This window comes from Nocardiopsis camelliae (genome assembly GCF_028993595.1).
Classification (GTDB): domain Bacteria; phylum Actinomycetota; class Actinomycetes; order Streptosporangiales; family Streptosporangiaceae; genus Nocardiopsis; species Nocardiopsis dassonvillei.
This window is the reverse complement of sequence record NZ_CP118614.1, coordinates 2,651,562-2,667,159: the sequence shown is the minus strand read 5'-3', so window position 1 is coordinate 2,667,159 and position 15,598 is coordinate 2,651,562. Positions and strand designations below refer to the sequence as shown.

The following is a 15,598-nucleotide window of genomic DNA, read 5'->3' as shown; positions in this document are numbered from 1 at the left end:
CCGAACGGAGAGCCATGGAGCTCGAACTGCTCGCCAAGGACGACAAGTCAGCCGACAGGGGCTGCCCCTCCGTCTACATCAGCGACACCGGTGAGTTCGTCGTCCAGGGAGCCGGTCTCGACGATGCCGACTTCGCGAAGCTCGCCAATCCCCTGCCCGGTGAAACCGCTGTCCGAATCTCCCCCGAGATCGTTCTCGCGGCCGTCGAGCGTTACCAGCGGAGGGGTGCGTGACCCCTGAGGACAGTGGGGCCCGGCCCGTCAGCGAGAAGGAGTTCGACCGCTTCTTCGAAGAATGCCGCTACACGGCCTTCCGGTTAGAGACCCTCCAGGTCTACGACGTCGGCTACGAACAGGAGGCGTTTCGTCGCTTCCTGGACGACGGAGCAGTCATCACCACCAAACCCGACGGTGACTGGGCCCGCATTGTCGGCAACGGGCGACGGTTCCGCCGTGTCCACGTCGTCATCGAACCTCTGACGGACTATCTGCGGTTCGAATGCGTGTGGGGCTACCGATCCAACGTCAAGGCGGGCGAGGACGTCAACATCCTGCCCGTGCGCGAGGGATCATGGCCCGAGGACGTTCCCCGCTCCGACTACTGGCTGTTCGACTCCGAGCGACTGGTGAGGATGAACTACGCGCCCGACGGCACCATGCTCACACCTGAACTGGTGGGCGACCCCAAGCAGATCGTGCGGGCCAACGCGGTACGTGACCGGGCCCTGCACCTGTCCACCCCTTTTCCTGAGTACGAAAAACGTTTCGACGCGGACATGCGCCCCCTGTGACAGACACTGATCACCACCAGGCCGCGAACACCGTGCACGGCAGCCCCGAGGCGCTGGTGCAGGCGGGTGTCGTGCACGGCGACGTGCACATCGTCTCCGGTTCCGCCAGGCCCGTCGCCGTGCCGCGCCAGCTACCGCTGGCCACCACCGGCTTCGTGAACCGCACCGTTCACCTGAGGCGACTGGACGCACTGGCACGTGAGTCAGCTACGGGCGTCCCAGTCGCTGTGCTGGCCGGGCCTCCGGGCGTCGGCAAGACCGCGTTGGCCGTCCACTGGGCGCACGGGGCGCGACACCTCTTCCCCGACGGAGCTCTGTACGCCAGCGTGCACGGGCACGCTCCCGGCCCACGCGCCGAGGCATCACAAGCGCTCGACGCGATCCTGCGCGCCCTCGGCGTTCCTCCCGAACACGTCCCCCTGGACCTGGACGGGCGCTCGGCCCTCTACCGCTCCGAGGTCGATGGCAAGCGCCTCCTAGTCGTCATCGACGACGTGCTCAACCCAGGGCAGGTCCGTCCCCTGTTGCCCGCCTCGCCCGGCTGCATGGTCGTGGTGACCAGCCGGAACGCGCTGCCCGGTCTTGTGGCACGCGACGGGGCTCGGCGCCTGACCCTGGACGTTCTTCCGGTGGCTGACTCAGTGGCTCTGCTACGGAGTACGGTCGGTCCCCGCGTGGACTCTGAGCCGCGTGCGGCCCATGAGTTGACAGAGCACTGTGCCCGCCTCCCGCTGGCCCTGCGGGTGGCTGCCGAGCGGCTGCTCGACCGGCCGGACGCGGCGCTGAGCGACCTGGTACGCGAACTGGCCGCCGAGGATTCACGTCTGGACGCCCTTGCCGAGGAGGACGAGTTGAGTGATCTGCGCGCCGTGATGACGGCTTCCTACCGGGCCCTGGACGACGACACCGCCCGCTTCTTCCGACGTCTGGGCCTGCACCCGGGGCCGGAGTTCTCCTGCGGGGCCGCCGCCGCGCTCACCGACACCGCGCAGGCGGAAGCCCGGAGGCTCCTGGACCGCCTGACCCGCGCGAACCTCGTGGAGCGCCCGCGCGAGGACCGCTACCGCCTGCACGACCTGGTCCGCCTGTACGCGGTCGAGCGGGTCCGCGCCGAGGAAGGACCGGAGGCGGCGGGTGAGGCCGTCGGGAGGGCGGCCCGGTGGTACACGCACGCCGCCGCCCGGGCACAGCGCGTGGAACACCCGAACTTCCCGGTCGTCCCCGGGCGGGAACAGGATTACGAGTTGCCCGAGTTCGACTCCGTCCAGGACGCGCTGACCTGGTTCGAGACCGAGCGCGCGAACCTTGTGGCCGTGGTGCGGGCCGCCCTGGAGCACGGCCACCACGACACCGCCTGGCGGCTGCCCGCGAGCGTGTACGGACTGTTCGAGCTGCACCGGCACTGGCACGAGTGGCGCGACCTGCATGCGGTCGGCCTCCGGGCGGCCGAGAGCGCGGGCTCCTCCTTCGGGCTCGCCCGCAACCACCTGGGCATGGGCGACGCCCAGTGGCTGCTGGACGATCTCGACGCGGCCGTGCGGCACTACGAGTCCGCCCTGGAGGCCAACCGGGAAGCCGGTGACCCGTGGGTGGAGGGGTTCGCGCTGCGCCAACTGGGTGTGGTGGCCTGGCAGCGCGGCGAGCGCGACGGAACCGCCGCCGAACACGTCGAGCGGGCCATCGCGGTCTTCCGTGGGGCGGGCGAGCGGCGCGGCGCGGCGATGGGGCTGCTCAGCCTGGCCGACTTCGGCGTGGACCTCGGCCGTTGGGACGAGGCCCTCGACCACAGCCGGGCGGCGATCGAGGCGTTCGAGGCCATCGGTGCCGACTGGAGCGTTGCGTGGGCGCGCTGCACCCTGGGCCGGAGCCTCACCGGTTCGGGCCGGGCGGACGAAGCTGTGACCGCCTACCGGCAGGCCCTGCGCGTCTTCGAGGAGCGCGACGACCGGGACAGCCGGGCGGCCGCGCTGCTGGGTCTGGGCGACGCACGAGCCGAACTGGGCGACGCGGTCGGGGCCCGGGAGGCGTGGAACGCGGCCCTGGAGTACCTGCGCGACCACGACGACCCGCGCGCGGACGAGGTGGAGGAACGCCTGGGCCGCCTGGCCGCCGACGGCTGAGGACCGCGTGCAGGGCAGCCACTCCGATGTCCGGCAGGGCGGCCCGGTCCCGGGCGGACGCCTCCGCCCGGGACCGGGCCGCCGGGTCACCGTTCGACGTGGGCCGCGAGGTTGGCCAGGGACGAGGCGAGGGCCTCCTCGTGGACGGCGTGGTCGATGCCCCGGGGCACGTCGGCGGCCTCGACGGTGACCAGGGTGCCCTCCGGCGCCGCCGCGAGGGTCCAGGTCATGGTCATCGTCCCGGCGAAGTCGGGGTCGGGCGACTCGAAGCCGATCCGCTGCACGACCCGCTCCCCGGGCGCCAGCTCGGCGAAGGCGACCTCGGTGACGTCCTCCGTCTCCGAGGTCTTGCCCCGCCCCTCCTGCGGATCGAGGTAGGTCAGCACCATGCGGTACCCGCCCCCGGGCCACGGCTCGAAGCGGTCGATCCTGCCCGCCATGCCCTCCGGCGGCAGCCAGGCCGCGAGGGCGTCCGGTTCGGTCATCGCCGCGTAGACCGCCGCCGCGGAGGCGCGGACGGTCCTGCTCCCCCGGTCGGTGCGCGGTGCTCTCGATGTCATGGTCGCCCTCCCCTGACACTGCTGTGCGTGTACGCGGGCAACCTAGCCGACGCCCACGACAGAAGGCGTGCGTCCCGGTCAGGCCGGTTTGACCCGCGTGGTCTTGTGCTTATAGCGGGTCTGGGGCACCGAACCTCTCCATAAGTAAACGATCACCGCAGGTCAGGACACTCGCGTCACACCAGCGACGTTTCCGGCCGATGGCACCCGTGTCAGCGGACGCGGGCCACGCGCTCAGAGGGGGCGGCGGCCCTGGACCGAGTAGATCGCGCAGGAACTAGCCCGGAAGGACGGGTCCGCCAGGAGCGCGCGCACCCGGGCGAGCCGCTCGTCGCTCATCCCCTCGCGCACGAAGGCGTCGCGCAGGTGGCGGGTGTGGTGCGCGATCAGGTGCACGCCCGGGGAGTCGGCGTCCCACAGCTCCAGCCGGGGCCGGGGGTCGATGTCCACCAGACCCGCGCCGCGCATCGCCTCGGCGGCGTTGCGCCCCCAGGCCGGGTCGGCCCCGGCGCGGACCATCAGCCTGGTCTTGGCCTCCTGGAACTCCTCGTAGAGCTTCTGGGACTCGGCGTCGGGCATGAGCAGCGCCGGGCCGTAGGTGATGTCGAACTCGTCGAGCTGGAGCACGCCGCCGGGCTTGAGCGCGCGCACCAGGCGTTCCAGGACCGCGATCCGCTCCGGGATGTGCAGCAGGACCAGCCGGGAGTGGATGAGGTCGAAGGCGGCCTCGGGCAACGGGTCGCGGACCACATCGTGGCGGAGGACCTCCAGGCCCTCGACGGCGGGGATGCGCTCGGGCTTGATGTCGGTGGCCAGCACGCTCCCGCCCGGGGAGACCCGGTCGGCCAGCCAGAGCGCGACGCTGCCTCCCCCGGCGCCCACCTCCAGGCAGTCCCACCCCGGCCCGACACCGGTCTGCTCCAGGCGTTCGGTGGTCACGGGGTCGTAGGCGGCGGCCAGGAAGCGGTGCTGGTCGAAGGCGTGATCGCTGTGGTTGTCGAAGACGTAGCGCTGGTCCTCGGCGGCGTCGGTCACCGGTGTCTCCTCGGGGGTCGGTCGGGTCGGTCGGATCGTCGGGGCCGGTCGGGTCGGTCCGGCCGTTCGGGCTACGGGGTCTGACGGGGCGCGACCGCCCCCGGCCGCGGCCCGGCCCGGCGGTCGGTGCGCGCCGACGGCCTCGGCGGCGACGCGGGTCAGGGTGGCCGTGCACACCTTCCCGGTCGGGCCGAGCGGCAGTTCGGGCAGCACGACCACGTGCTCGGGCAGCGCGCGCACGTCCAGGCCGCGTTCGTCGCGCAGGAAGGCGATGAGCTCCTGCGGGGAGGGCGCGTCGGCCCCCTCCGCAGAGGACACGCAGGCGCACATGCGCTCGCCCAGGTCGGGGTCGGGGACGGGGACGCAGTGGGCCTCCGCGAGGGCGGGGTGGGCGCCGAGTTCGCGCTCCACCTCGGCCGGGAAGATGTTGACGCCGCCCCGGATCACCGTCCGTCGCAGGCGGTCCACCACCCGCAGCGCGCCGTCGGGGTCCAGGCGGCCCAGGTCGCCGGTGCGCACCCATCCGCCCGGGGCCCGCCGCTCGGCGTCCAGCTCGGGCGCGGCGACGCGGCACAGCGGTGTCATCGGGCCCAGGGCCCAGATCTCGCCGGTCTCCCCCCGGGGAACCGGGCGCCCCCGCGGGTCGCGAATGCTCACCTCGGCCACGTCGGGGGCGGGGTCTCCGGCCAGGCCCGGTTCCCACGCCTCGGGGCGGCGGGCGGTGTGGCAGTTGACCCCGTCGGTGGAGCCGTAGACGTTGACCACGGGCTGCCCGAAGCGGGCGGCGCAGGCGTCGCGGACCTCCCGGTGCAGCGGGGCGCCGCTGGCCACCACCGCGCGCAGGGACGAGGTGTCGGCCCGCTCGGGCAGCGCAGCGATCCGCCGCAGCATGGTGGGCACGCCGATCAGGTGGGTGGGGCGGTGCAGCTCGATCGCGCGCAGCGCTGCGGCCGGGTCGAAGCGGGGCAGGACCACCAGGGTCGCGCCGAGCCCGGCCAGGGTCACCGGCACCCCGCAGGAGCCGAAGGAGGAGGCCAGCGACACCAGGACCAGGTTGCGCATGGGGCCGGGTCCGGTGTGCAGCGCCGCCACGTAGTTGGCCCGGCCGCCCGCCATGGCGTTGTGGCTGTAGGCGACCATGCCGGGTTCGCCCTCCGAGCCGGAGGAGACCAGGACGCGGGCCGGGGACTCGGGGTCGGGCCGGGCGGGACGCCAGTCCCGCAGCGTCGCGGCGTCGGGCCGGTCCAGGCTGCGCGTCCCGGGGCGGGCCGGGCCGAACGCCCACGTCCGGCGCAGGGTCGGCGGCGGGTCCGCGCGGCGGATCTGTCGGGCGCGCTCCGGGGTGGTGACGAGGTCGGCGGCCCGGGAGCGGGCCAGCAGGCTGCGCACGTCGGCCGGGGACCGGCCGTCGGGGACGGGCAGCGCGACCGCGCCGACGGCGGCGACGGCGAGTTCGGCCACGACGGCCTCGCGCCCGTTGGGCAGCAGGACGCCGACGACGTCGCGCTCCCCCGTCCCCCCTGCGGCCAGGGCGGCGGCGGCGCGGCGCACGGCGGCGTCCAGCCCGGCGTAGTCGAGCGTGCCGCGGTCGTCGACGACGGCGTCGCGTCCGGGGTGGGCGAGCGCGTGCTCGTGGAAGAGGGTGTACAGGTCCCGGCCCGGGCACCAGCCGCGCGCGGTCCAGCGCGCGCGCAGGTCGGCCGGGACCAGGTCGCGCAGTTCCAGGCCGTTGGAGGAGATCCAGGTCATCGGTTCTCCGCGGGCGTGTGGTCGGCCACGGCGCCGTCCGGAGACGTCGACGGTGCGGCGTGGGGGATGTCCGGGCCGGTGGTCCCGCCGCTGGCACCGCCGCGGGCGCCGCCGTGGGGACCGGTGGTGACGTCGGGAGCCGGTTCGTTCCGTACGGGCGCGCCCCGGCGCGCGGCTCCGTCACGCGGCCCCGTCTCGGCGCTCGGTGCGTCGGCGGCGGGCGCGAAGCTCCACGGGGCACGGACGCAGGAAGCGCCGCCGACCGTGTCGAAGGCCGCCGCGAACGCCGGTGCGGCGGCCATCGCCGCCAGGTCCTCCACGGGTACGGGACCGATCCGCCCACCGGGAGCCGGGCCGCCGCTCTCCACGGGCGCGGTGACGCCTCCCGTCCGCGACACGGCGCCGTCGCACTCCACGGCGACGAGGCCGCCTCGCGGTCCGGTCCGGGTGCGGTCCCACCGCTGGGGCACGGCGCCGTTGCGCTGGCCGGGTCCGGTGCCGCTCCGTCGCCCGGGAACGGGGGCGCTCTTCTCCTCGGGGCCGGGGAAGCTCTGCTCCCCGGGAGCGGGGGCACTCTTCTCCCCAGATCCCGGGCTGCTCTGTTCCCCGGGTCCGGGGACGCTCCGCTCCCCCTCTTCGGTCGCGGTGCCGCGTCCGGCGCGGCGCAGCAGCCGGGCCGCGTCCGACAGGGCGGTCCGGGCGCGGACCCCTGCGCCGGTGCGGGCGCGCAGCAGCAGCGCGGCCACCGCCCCCTCGGCGGCGAGGATTCCGCCGAGCACGTCGGTGAGGGTGAGCAGGGACGGCGCGGGCTCCTGCCCGGGTCCGGCCAGGAGGTCGGCCACCCCGCCGTGCGCCTGGACCAGGTAGTCGGTGGCCAGCGTGCCGGGTTCGGGGGCCCGGCCGCCCCACCCGTCGGCGTGCACGTGGACCAGGCCGGGGGCGGGGCCGGCGAGGTCGTCGGGGCCCAGGCCGAACCCCTCGGCCCGTCCGGGCGGCCAGTTGTAGAGCAGGACGTCGGCCGTGGCGGCCAGGTCACGGGCGGCCCGGCGCCCGGCCGCGGACTTGAGGTCGGTCTCGACCGCGCCCTTGCCCCGGTTCAGGGCCAGGAACCGGGCGGAGCTGTCCCCCGCCATCGGCGCCACCCCGCGCATGGGGTCGCCGCCCGGGGGTTCGATCCGCACGACCTCGGCGCCGAGCATGGCGAGCAGCAGCCCGGCGAGCGGGCCCTGCACGCGGTTGGTGGCCTCCACCACCCGCAGTCCGGCCAGGGGCGCGGCGGCGTCGGGGCCGAGCGCTGCCAGCGGGGCGGCCGGGGTCACGGCGGCGTCCCGCGCGCGCAGCCGCCACTCCGAGGCCGGGGCGGGTTCCCCGGCGTCCCGGACGGCGCGGACGAGGACCAGGCTCATGCCCGCGTCGCGGGCGGCCAGGCGGACCCGGGCGAGGTCCACGGCCGCGATCGCGGCGGGCAGCTCGGGCGGCAGCGGGCACACCGCGGTGGCGAAGCGCCGCTGGAAGGGCGGCCACCCGGCGGCGATCGCGGCCGGGGCGGCGCCCAGGCCGGTCCAGAACCGCAGCCAGACCTCGGCGTCCAGGGTCTCGATCTCGAAGCGCGCTCCGTCGGCGGAGCGGAAGGGCGGAACGGTCCCGGGCACGACAGCACCGCGGCCGCCACCGGTACCAGCGCCTCCCGCGTCGAGCGCGGGCGAGCCCGCGGGAACTCCCTGTCCCGGGGCGGTGGCCGCGGCCACGTAGGGCCCCGCCGCGAGCAGGGCGGCCTGGGCCGCGGAGACCGACGCCGACAGCGCCGGGCCGCCGCGCGCCAGGGCCAGCGCGCAGGCCGCCACCGCCTGAGCGGCCAGCACCCCCGCGCACACCGACGCGTAGTCCACCCCCAGGAACCGGGGCGCCCCGCGGGCCCGGCCGTGCAGGTGCGCCAGCCCGCAGGCGGCCTGGACGCCGCGCTCCCCCGCCAGGGGCGCCGCGACCGGCCCGGACCAGCCGATGGCGCAGCCGACCGGTACCGGCAGCGCCCGGGTTCCCCCTCCGCCGGAGCCGTCAGCGCCAGGGGCCGCGCCGGAGCCGTTCCCGCCCGGGCCCCACTCGCCCGGGACGGCCACCAGGCCGATCCACCCGGCCGGCGCCTGCGGGGGCAGGGGCCCCTCGGCCCGGGAGACCTCGCAGCCGAGCGCCTCCAGGCGCGCCGCCGCGATGCGCAGCGCGACCGAGTCGCCCACCGCCCGCGCGGCGGCCCCGGCGAGCGGGAGCGGGGCCGCGTCCACCGGCTCGGCGGTCACGTCCACTTCCCCGTTCCGCAGGTGTCGGGGCGCAGGCCCAGGTGCTCGCGCAGCACGGAGCGGCGGACCTTGCCGGTGCCGGTGCGCGGCAGCTCGTCCCAGGTCAGCACCACCGGGTCGGCGAGTTCGGGCAGGTCGGCGACGGCGCCGCGCCAGGCCACGATGTCCAGGCCCCCGCTCTCGGTGGCCACCACCGGCACCGGGGGCCCGTCCGGAACGCTCAGGACGACGCACTCCAGCACCTCGGGCAGGCGGTCGTCCACGACGTCCTCCACCTCCAGGCAGCCGCCCTCGCGCAGGGCGTCCACCTCGCGGTCCACCAAGCGCAGCGCGCCGGTGCGGCTGAGGACACCGATGTCGCCGGTGTTCCACCACTCGCCCACCAGCTTGGACCGCCACCGGCCCTCCTCGCCGACGTAGCCCAGGCACAGGGCCTCGGTGCGGCAGAAGATCAGGCCGGGCGTACCGGCCGGGACGGGGCGCGTGGTGTGCGGGTCGACCGCGCGCAGTCTGGTGCGGGTGGGGATGGGCCGGCCCAGGTGGCGGGTGGTGGGGTGGCGCCCGTTCTCCGCGGCCATCGCCCGCCGGGTGAGGAACCGGAAGGTCAGCGGCCCGGTCTCGCTCTGGCCCCAGCCCTGCATCCACACCGGGCGCCGGTGGCCGGTGGCGCCCAGGAAGGCGCGCACGGTCGGCGGGTGCACGGCGTCGAAGGTGCTGACGTAGAGCCGCACCCGGTCGAACGGGGCGTCCTCCCGCTCCGCCCGGTCCTGCCAGCGCGCGAAGACCGCGGGCGCGGCCTCCAGGGTGGTGGGGCGGTGCCGCTCCAGCAGCGGCCCGGCCTCGGCCCAGTCGGCGCCGGTGACCACGGACAGCCCGCCCGGGGACAGCCACAGCACGCTGGCGGTCCAGGCGAGCGCGCGCCCGTGCGCGAAGGAGTACGCGCCGGTCACCGTGTCGTCGGGGCGGCTGCTCAGCACGGGCCAGCGGTGCGCCTCGAACCCGGCCAGGCGGCGCATGATCGTGCGGGTGGAGTGCGGGACCAGCTTGGGCACGCCCGTGGTGCCGGAGGTGTGCATGATCGCCAGGGGCGCGTCCAGGTGCGGCCTGCGCGGCGGCGGGGCCTCGGTGCCGCGCACGTCGTCCAGGCGCAGGACGCTCCCGGCCGGGCCCCCTCCTCCGACGGGGACCCCGTCCCCGGCCGGACCCGCGCCCCGCGCCGGGTCGTCGATGACCAGGGTGCGGGCCGCGTGCACGGCGGGGTCGGCCCCCGCCTCCCGGGACGCGGCGAGCAGGGCGGCGTCGGTGACCAGCAGCGCCGGGTCCAGGCGCTTGAGCAGGACCTCCAGCGCGTCCGGCTCCAGGTGCGCCGACAGCGACGCGGGCACCGCGCCCAGCCGGGCCGCGGCGGAGTTGAGCAGGACGTAGTCCCAGTGGTTGCGCTTGGCGATCGCGACGCGGTCGCCGGGCCGCACACCGGCCGCCGCGAGCCACCCGGCCGCCTCTCGGACCAGTTCGGCCACCCGGGGCACGTCCAGCTCGGTGCCCAGGCCGGGGGCGATGTCCAGCGGCCTGCTCAGGTGCACGGCGGTCGTGGAGCCGCGCTCGACCAGGTCGTCGAAGAGGGTGCCCAGGTGCAGGGGCTTGGTGAACAGCGTCATCGTCGTCGGTCCTCACTGGAAGCGGGAGCGGGTGTCTGGGCCGTCGAGGCGAGGAAGGCCAGGACCCGCGCGGCGGCCGCGGCCCCGGAGGAGACCGCGCCCTCGCTGCACGGGCGCAGCGAGATCCAGTCCCCGGCGTAGTCCACGGCCGCGGGCGGGCGGACGGCGAAGGCGGCGCGCTCGCGCAGGGCGCGCGGCCCCGCGGCGGGCAGGCCGTGGCGGAAGCGGTGCACGCGCACGGCCTCCACGTGCCGGGACAGGCCGGGCAGCAGGAGTTCGGCGCGGGCGGTGAGCCGCTCCGCCACCAGTGCGTCGGAGGCGTCCAGGAGTTCGGCCGCACCGCGCGGCGAGGCGACCAGGGAGACCAGGCCCCGGCCGGACGACACCCGGCCCGGGTGCTTGTTGTGGTCGGCGGTGACCACGTTGAGCAGCGGGTCCTCCGGGGCGGGCACCAGGGTGGCGAAGCCGCCGCGCGCCCCGGCCGGTTCCATCGGGCGGTCCAGGACCAGGGAGACGCGGAGCATGGGCGCGTACTCGCAGGCCTCCAGGTAGGCGCGCTCGACGCCGGACGCGCCGGGGTGGAGCACGGCCGCGAGCGGGGCGGGCACGGCCAGCACGGCCGCGCGGGCGGTGACCGTGCCCGCCGGGGACTCCAGCCCGACCCCGTCGGGGCCCGCGGACACACTGGTCACGGGGTGGCCGGTGACCACGTCGAGCCGGTCGGCCAGGGCCCGCGCGAGGGTGTCCATGCCGTCGCGGTAGGTGCGCCAGCGGGCGCTGCTGCCCGCGGAGACCAGGTGCGCGGCGAAGGGGGCGGCGGCCGTGTGCTCGGGGTCCCAGCCGAAGAACCCGGCGGCCAGGGGACCGAGCAGCCGGTGGCGCAGCTCCGGGTGGTAGGGGCGGAGCAGTTCGGCCAGGGTGCGCGCGCCCAGCGGGGAGCGCTCGGGGTGTTCGGGGTCCGGGCCGAGGCGGGCCAGCTGGATCTGGAGGCGCAGCAGGTCGGCCCGCGCGCGCGGGGACAGCCCGGCGCCGGTGAGCAGGCCCAGGGGGCGGCCCACGTGCGGTCGGGCCCGGCCCCCGCGCCAGGACGCCAGGGCGCCGCGGATGCGGGGCACCGCGCGGCGGTCGGCGTCCAGGCCGACCTCGCGGATCAGCTTCCAGGTGGCCGGGTAGGCCTTCGCCGGGGGCAGCATCTCCGCGCCGGTGTCGATGAGGCAGCCGTGCTCGCGCAGGGTGCGCATGCGTCCGCCCACGGCCTCGGCGGCCTCCAGGACGCGGACCGAGCGGCCCGCGCGGGCCAGCGCGTGGGCGGCGGCCAGTCCGGCGGGGCCCGCTCCGACCACCGCGACGTCGAGCACCCCGCTCATACGGCGTCTCCCAGGAGCGCGGGCGCCAGCAGGTGGGCGGCGATGAGCAGGACCACGGTGACCCGGTGGGTGTGGATGGCCAGGCGGCGGGCGCGCAGGATGTCGTTCTGGACGAACCCGATGAAGAGCTGGGCCACCCGCATCAGGAAGACGGGGGCCAGGACGATCGGGAACCACCACGGGGAGATCCCGGCCAGGGTGGAGCCGCTGATGAGCAGGCTCTCCGCCGCGGTCGCCGCGATGATGAAGGCGGTGTTGAGGCGCCTGGGCACCAGCGCGGCCACGGTGATCCGCCCGGCGGCGCGGTCGCCCGCGGCGTCGTTGGTGTTGGAGTACAGGCCGAAGAGCATCGGTCCGAAGCCGAACAGCAGGGCCTGGACCACGACGAAGCCGTTCAGCTCCCCGGTGAGCAGCCCGTAGGGCACCAGGACCCAGCCCACGCCCAGGCCGATGAGGAAGACCTCCTGGAAGCCCCGGTAGCTGATCTTGAGGCCCCAGGAGTACTGGACCGAGGCGACCACGCACAGGGCGGCCAGGGCGACCGCCCAGGCGGGCTGGTGCGGGGCGGCCAGGACGACCAGGCCCCAGAGCAGGGCGCTCACCGCGGTGGCCGCCCAGGCGAAGCGCAGCGCCTGCGGTTCGGTGAGCGTCCCGGCGACGAGGGGTTTGCGGGCCAGCCGGCGACGGGCCGCGTCCGAGCCGTAGTTGGCCGCGTCGCTGCCGTCGCGGTAGCCGGTGACGTCGTCGAAGGCGACCATGGCGGCCACCACGGCCACCTCGGCGAGCAGGATGAGCAGGAGCAGCCCCAGTGTGCCCGGCTCCCAGCGCAGCGCGGGCGCGAGCATGGCCAGTACCAGGGGCAGGCCGATGTAGTAGTCGTAGATGTCGAGCTTGGCCAGCCGGGCGTAGGCGGCCGGGGTGCCCCGGGGCGGCGCGGCCGCGGGCGCCGGGGCGGCGGGGGGTGCGGCGGTGTGGTCGGTCATCTTGTTCTCCTGGAACGGTCGGCGAACGCGCACACGGTGTCGGCGATGTGCTCCACCTGGGCGTCGTCCAGGTGCGGGTACAGCGGCAGGGAGATGTTGCGCCGGGCCGCCGACTCCGCGTCGGGCCAGCGGGCCCCGGCCCGGGCGTAGGGAGCGAACGCGGGCTGGGCGGGCAGGGCGCGCGGGTAGTACACGTGGGTGTCGATCCCGTGCGCGGACAGGTGGACGCGCAGGTCGTCGCGCTCCTCGGCCAGGAGCGTGTAGACGTAGTGGCAGCGCCCGTCGCCGCCCGTGGGCGGCGCCGTGATCCCGGCTCCGGCCAGTCGCGCGAACCGGCTGGAGTAGTAGGTGGAGATCTCGGCCCGGCGGGCGAGCCGGTCCTCCAGCCCGCTCAGCCGGTGCAGCTGGAACTCGGCCATCACCTCGTCGAAGCGGCTGTTGAGGCCGATCCGGTGGTGCAGGAAGCGGTGTGTGCCGTCCTGGCCGTGGTTGCGCAGCATCCGCACGCGCACGGCGAGTTCGGCGTCCGCGGTGACCACCACGCCGCCCTCGCCGGGCATGCCGAAGGTCTTGACCTGGACGAAGGAGTAGACCCCGGCGTCGCCCCACAGCCCGGCGGGGCGGCCGCCGAGGGTTCCGCCCTGGGCCAGCGCGGAGTCCTCGACCAGGCGCAGCCCGTACTGGTCGGCCAGGTCCCGGAACCGGGGCATGGCGGCCATCATCGAGAACACGTGCGCGGGCATGACCGCGCGGGTGCGCGCGGTGAGGGCGGCCTCGGCGGCGTCCGGGTCCAGGGTCAGGGAGACCGGGTCGACGTCGGCGAAGACCGGGCGCGCGCCGCGTTCGACGACGGTGCTGGCCAGCGGCGCGCAGCCGAAGGCCGGTACCACCACCTCGTCTCCGGGGCCGATCTCCATGGCCGCCAGGACCAGGGTGAGCGCGGAGGTGCCGCTGGAGCAGGCGACGACGTCGGCGGCGGCGAGGCGGTCGCGCAGTTGGCGTTCGAGGAGGGCGGTGCGCTCGCCGAGGATGAACTTCTGCGCGCCGCCGGTGCCGGTGGCGTGGACGGCCTCCAGCAGGACGTCGCGGTCGGCGTCGAACAGGTCGGGGGCGAAGAAGGGGATGCGCTGCCCGGTCGCCGTGGTCATCGGTGCCTCCGAACGCAGAAGTCCTCGATCTCCTCGCAGACCCGGTCCGCCTGGGCGTCGGTCAGGTCGGGGTAGAGCGGCAGGGCCACCGCCGCCTCGCAGGCCGCCTCGGCGCGCGGGAAGTCGCCGGGCGCGTATCCCAGGTGGGTGAAGCAGGGCTGCAGGTGCAGCGGGATCGGGTAGTAGGTCTCGGTGCCGATCCCGGCCCCGGCCAGGTGGGCGACCAGGGCGTCGCGGTCGTCGGCCTCGACGAGGTGGACGTAGACGACGCGGTCGCCGCCGGGGTGGGGCGCGACGGCGCCGGGCACCGCGCGTATCCCGGGCAGGTCGCGCAGGCGGGCGTCGTAGCGCGCGGACAGCTCGGCCCGGCGGGCGATGTCGGCGTCGAGCCGGGAGAGCTTGGCCAGCAGCACGGCGGCCTGGATGTCGTCCATCTTGCTGTTGCAGCCGGCGACGACCGTCGGGTTGGCGATGCCGGGGAAGTCGTCCAGGGTCCGCCCGGAGCGGCCGTGGTGGCGCAGTGCCCGCGCGGTCTCGGCGACGGCGTCGTCGTCGGTGAGCAGCGCGCCCGCGTCGCCGATGGCGCCGAGGGTCTTGGAGGGGAAGAAGGACAGCACGCCGCCGGTGCCGAGCAGTCCGGCGTGCACGCCGCGCAGCCGCATGCCGATGGCCTCGGCGCTGTCCTCCAGCACGGTCAGGCCGCGGCGCCGGGCGACCTCGCGCACGCCCTCCATGTCGGCCAGGCGGTCGAACAGGTGGACCGGCATGACCATCCGGGTGCGGGAGGTGGCCACCGCGTCCACCGAGGCCGGGTCGATGCCGTACCCGTGCTCCTCGATGTCGGCGAAGACCGGGACGCCCCCGGCGAGGACGACGGAGCTGGCGGTGGCGACGAAGGAGTAGGCGGGGACGATCACCTCGTCGCCGGGGCGCAGCCCGGCGGCGCGCAGCAGGATGACGAGGGCGTCGGTTCCGGAGTTGACGCCGACCACGTGCCGGGCGCCGGTCCAGCGGGCCAGGGCGTCCTCGAACTCGGCGACCATGGCCCCGTGCGAGAACTTGCCCCGGTCCATGACCCGGAGGCAGTTGTCCCGGATGCGCGGCCACAGTTGCGCGAAGCTCCGGGACTGGTCGAAGAAGGGGACGGGGAGGCGTGTTCTGCCGGGGGGCGCCGCCTCGGGGGGTTCGAGCGTTCTCTTCAACTTCTCCACGTTTCTACGCTGCGGGAGGGGGCGGTCGCCGGCCGGGGCGGCGGGCCTCGGCCGGGGCGGGGGCTCAGCCGCCGAGGAGGGGGATGTCGTTGCGGCCGAGGTGGTAGTCGCGGACCGCGTCGACCAGTTCGGAGGCGGAGAGCGTGCCGCTGCCGTCGGTGTCGAGTTCGTCGAAGACGCCGTCGGCGTCCCGCGCGCTGACGCCGACGGCGTCGAGCCACTGGCGCATCTCGCTCCGGCTGATCTCGCCGTCGCCGTCGGTGTCGAGCACGTCCATGGTGGCCTGGAGCGTCGGCCGGGCGATCTCGGCGAAGCCGTCCTCGCTGCCGACCATCTCGCGCCCGGCGACCTCCATGAACTGGTCGCGGTTCATCCGGTCGGTGCCCGCGGCCGCCGCCAGGCGGTCGAACATGCCCAGGTAGGCGGCCCTGAGCGCGTCGCCACGGGCGGTGCCCTCGGCCCCCAGGCGCGAGACGATGCCGTCGGCCTCGGCCGCGAGGTCCGAGCGCTCGATCACCCCGTTGCCGTCGACGTCCCAGAGTCGGAAACGCTCCTCCAGGCGGCTGGCCGTCTTGGTGGCGGTCGTCATGGGCTTTCCCTCACTTCTTCCGTGGAACAACAGAGGCACGACGTCATACCGGCATTCGAAAAGGGTTCCCCAAACCGGGCTCCGACCGTTTCCC

The 15,598-nt window shown here is 75.5% G+C and carries 12 protein-coding genes; 3 read left to right on the top strand and 9 right to left on the bottom strand.

Features of this window, described 5'->3' with window-relative positions:
• Positions 1 to 14: 14 nt before the first annotated feature.
• From PV789_RS11650 to PV789_RS11640, 3 genes are read left to right on the top strand one after another with little or no spacing between them, the layout of a single operon-like run.
• Positions 15 to 233 (top strand): hypothetical protein, encoded by a 219-nt coding sequence (locus PV789_RS11650; protein WP_274977430.1) that lies wholly within the window; start codon positions 15 to 17, stop codon positions 231 to 233.
• Positions 230 to 790, top strand: coding sequence for a DUF6879 family protein (locus PV789_RS11645; RefSeq protein WP_274977429.1), 561 nt, complete (start codon positions 230 to 232; stop codon positions 788 to 790). The genes PV789_RS11650 and PV789_RS11645 overlap by 4 nt, the downstream gene beginning before the upstream one ends.
• Positions 787 to 2,910 (top strand): ATP-binding protein, encoded by a 2,124-nt coding sequence (locus PV789_RS11640; protein ID WP_274977428.1) that lies wholly within the window; start codon positions 787 to 789, stop codon positions 2,908 to 2,910. The genes PV789_RS11645 and PV789_RS11640 overlap by 4 nt, the downstream gene beginning before the upstream one ends.
• An 86-nt stretch (positions 2,911 to 2,996) precedes the next feature.
• On the opposite strand, the gene PV789_RS11635 is transcribed toward PV789_RS11640, so the two are convergent.
• The 9 genes from PV789_RS11635 to PV789_RS11595 form a co-directional block, all read right to left on the bottom strand.
• On the bottom strand, positions 2,997 to 3,470 hold the full coding sequence (locus PV789_RS11635) for an SRPBCC domain-containing protein (RefSeq protein WP_274977427.1): 474 nt from the start codon (positions 3,468 to 3,470) through the stop codon (positions 2,997 to 2,999).
• A gap of 234 nt (positions 3,471 to 3,704) precedes the next feature.
• Entirely contained in the window at positions 3,705 to 6,254 is a 2,550-nt protein-coding gene (locus PV789_RS11630; RefSeq protein ID WP_274977426.1) for an AMP-binding protein, read from the bottom strand.
• Positions 6,251 to 8,548, bottom strand: coding sequence for a CoA transferase (locus PV789_RS11625; RefSeq protein WP_274977425.1), 2,298 nt, complete (start codon positions 8,546 to 8,548; stop codon positions 6,251 to 6,253). Before PV789_RS11625 ends, PV789_RS11630 begins: the two co-directional genes overlap by 4 nt.
• On the bottom strand, positions 8,545 to 10,206 hold the full coding sequence (locus PV789_RS11620) for an AMP-binding protein (RefSeq protein ID WP_274977424.1): 1,662 nt from the start codon (positions 10,204 to 10,206) through the stop codon (positions 8,545 to 8,547). The genes PV789_RS11625 and PV789_RS11620 overlap by 4 nt, the downstream gene beginning before the upstream one ends.
• Positions 10,203 to 11,573 (bottom strand): protoporphyrinogen/coproporphyrinogen oxidase, encoded by a 1,371-nt coding sequence (locus PV789_RS11615; protein ID WP_274977423.1) that lies wholly within the window; start codon positions 11,571 to 11,573, stop codon positions 10,203 to 10,205. The genes PV789_RS11620 and PV789_RS11615 overlap by 4 nt, the downstream gene beginning before the upstream one ends.
• Complete coding sequence (locus PV789_RS11610; protein WP_274977422.1) at positions 11,570 to 12,556, bottom strand: UbiA family prenyltransferase; 987 nt, start codon at positions 12,554 to 12,556, stop codon at positions 11,570 to 11,572. Before PV789_RS11610 ends, PV789_RS11615 begins: the two co-directional genes overlap by 4 nt.
• Positions 12,553 to 13,704: a DegT/DnrJ/EryC1/StrS family aminotransferase gene (locus PV789_RS11605; protein WP_274977421.1), complete on the bottom strand. Its 1,152-nt coding sequence runs from the start codon at positions 13,702 to 13,704 to the stop codon at positions 12,553 to 12,555. Before PV789_RS11605 ends, PV789_RS11610 begins: the two co-directional genes overlap by 4 nt.
• Positions 13,701 to 14,906: a DegT/DnrJ/EryC1/StrS family aminotransferase gene (locus tag PV789_RS11600; RefSeq protein ID WP_368045834.1), complete on the bottom strand. Its 1,206-nt coding sequence runs from the start codon at positions 14,904 to 14,906 to the stop codon at positions 13,701 to 13,703. The genes PV789_RS11605 and PV789_RS11600 overlap by 4 nt, the downstream gene beginning before the upstream one ends.
• Before the next feature lie 73 nt (positions 14,907 to 14,979).
• Positions 14,980 to 15,504: an EF-hand domain-containing protein gene (locus PV789_RS11595; RefSeq protein ID WP_274977419.1), complete on the bottom strand. Its 525-nt coding sequence runs from the start codon at positions 15,502 to 15,504 to the stop codon at positions 14,980 to 14,982.
• Positions 15,505 to 15,598 lie beyond the last annotated feature (94 nt).

Excerpts from the sequence above, each read along its gene's own strand:
- PV789_RS11615 (WP_274977423.1), bottom strand. The coding sequence starts at position 11,573 with ATGAGCGGGGTGCTCGACGTCGCGGTGGTCGGAGCGGGCCCCGCCGGA.
- PV789_RS11595 (WP_274977419.1), bottom strand. The coding sequence starts at position 15,504 with ATGACGACCGCCACCAAGACGGCCAGCCGCCTGGAGGAGCGTTTCCGA.
- PV789_RS11620 (WP_274977424.1), bottom strand. The coding sequence starts at position 10,206 with ATGACGCTGTTCACCAAGCCCCTGCACCTGGGCACCCTCTTCGACGAC.
- PV789_RS11630 (WP_274977426.1), bottom strand. The coding sequence starts at position 6,254 with ATGACCTGGATCTCCTCCAACGGCCTGGAACTGCGCGACCTGGTCCCG.
- PV789_RS11610 (WP_274977422.1), bottom strand. The coding sequence starts at position 12,556 with ATGACCGACCACACCGCCGCACCCCCCGCCGCCCCGGCGCCCGCGGCC.
- PV789_RS11635 (WP_274977427.1), bottom strand. The coding sequence starts at position 3,470 with ATGACATCGAGAGCACCGCGCACCGACCGGGGGAGCAGGACCGTCCGC.
- PV789_RS11605 (WP_274977421.1), bottom strand. The coding sequence starts at position 13,704 with ATGACCACGGCGACCGGGCAGCGCATCCCCTTCTTCGCCCCCGACCTG.
- PV789_RS11650 (WP_274977430.1), top strand. The coding sequence starts at position 15 with ATGGAGCTCGAACTGCTCGCCAAGGACGACAAGTCAGCCGACAGGGGC.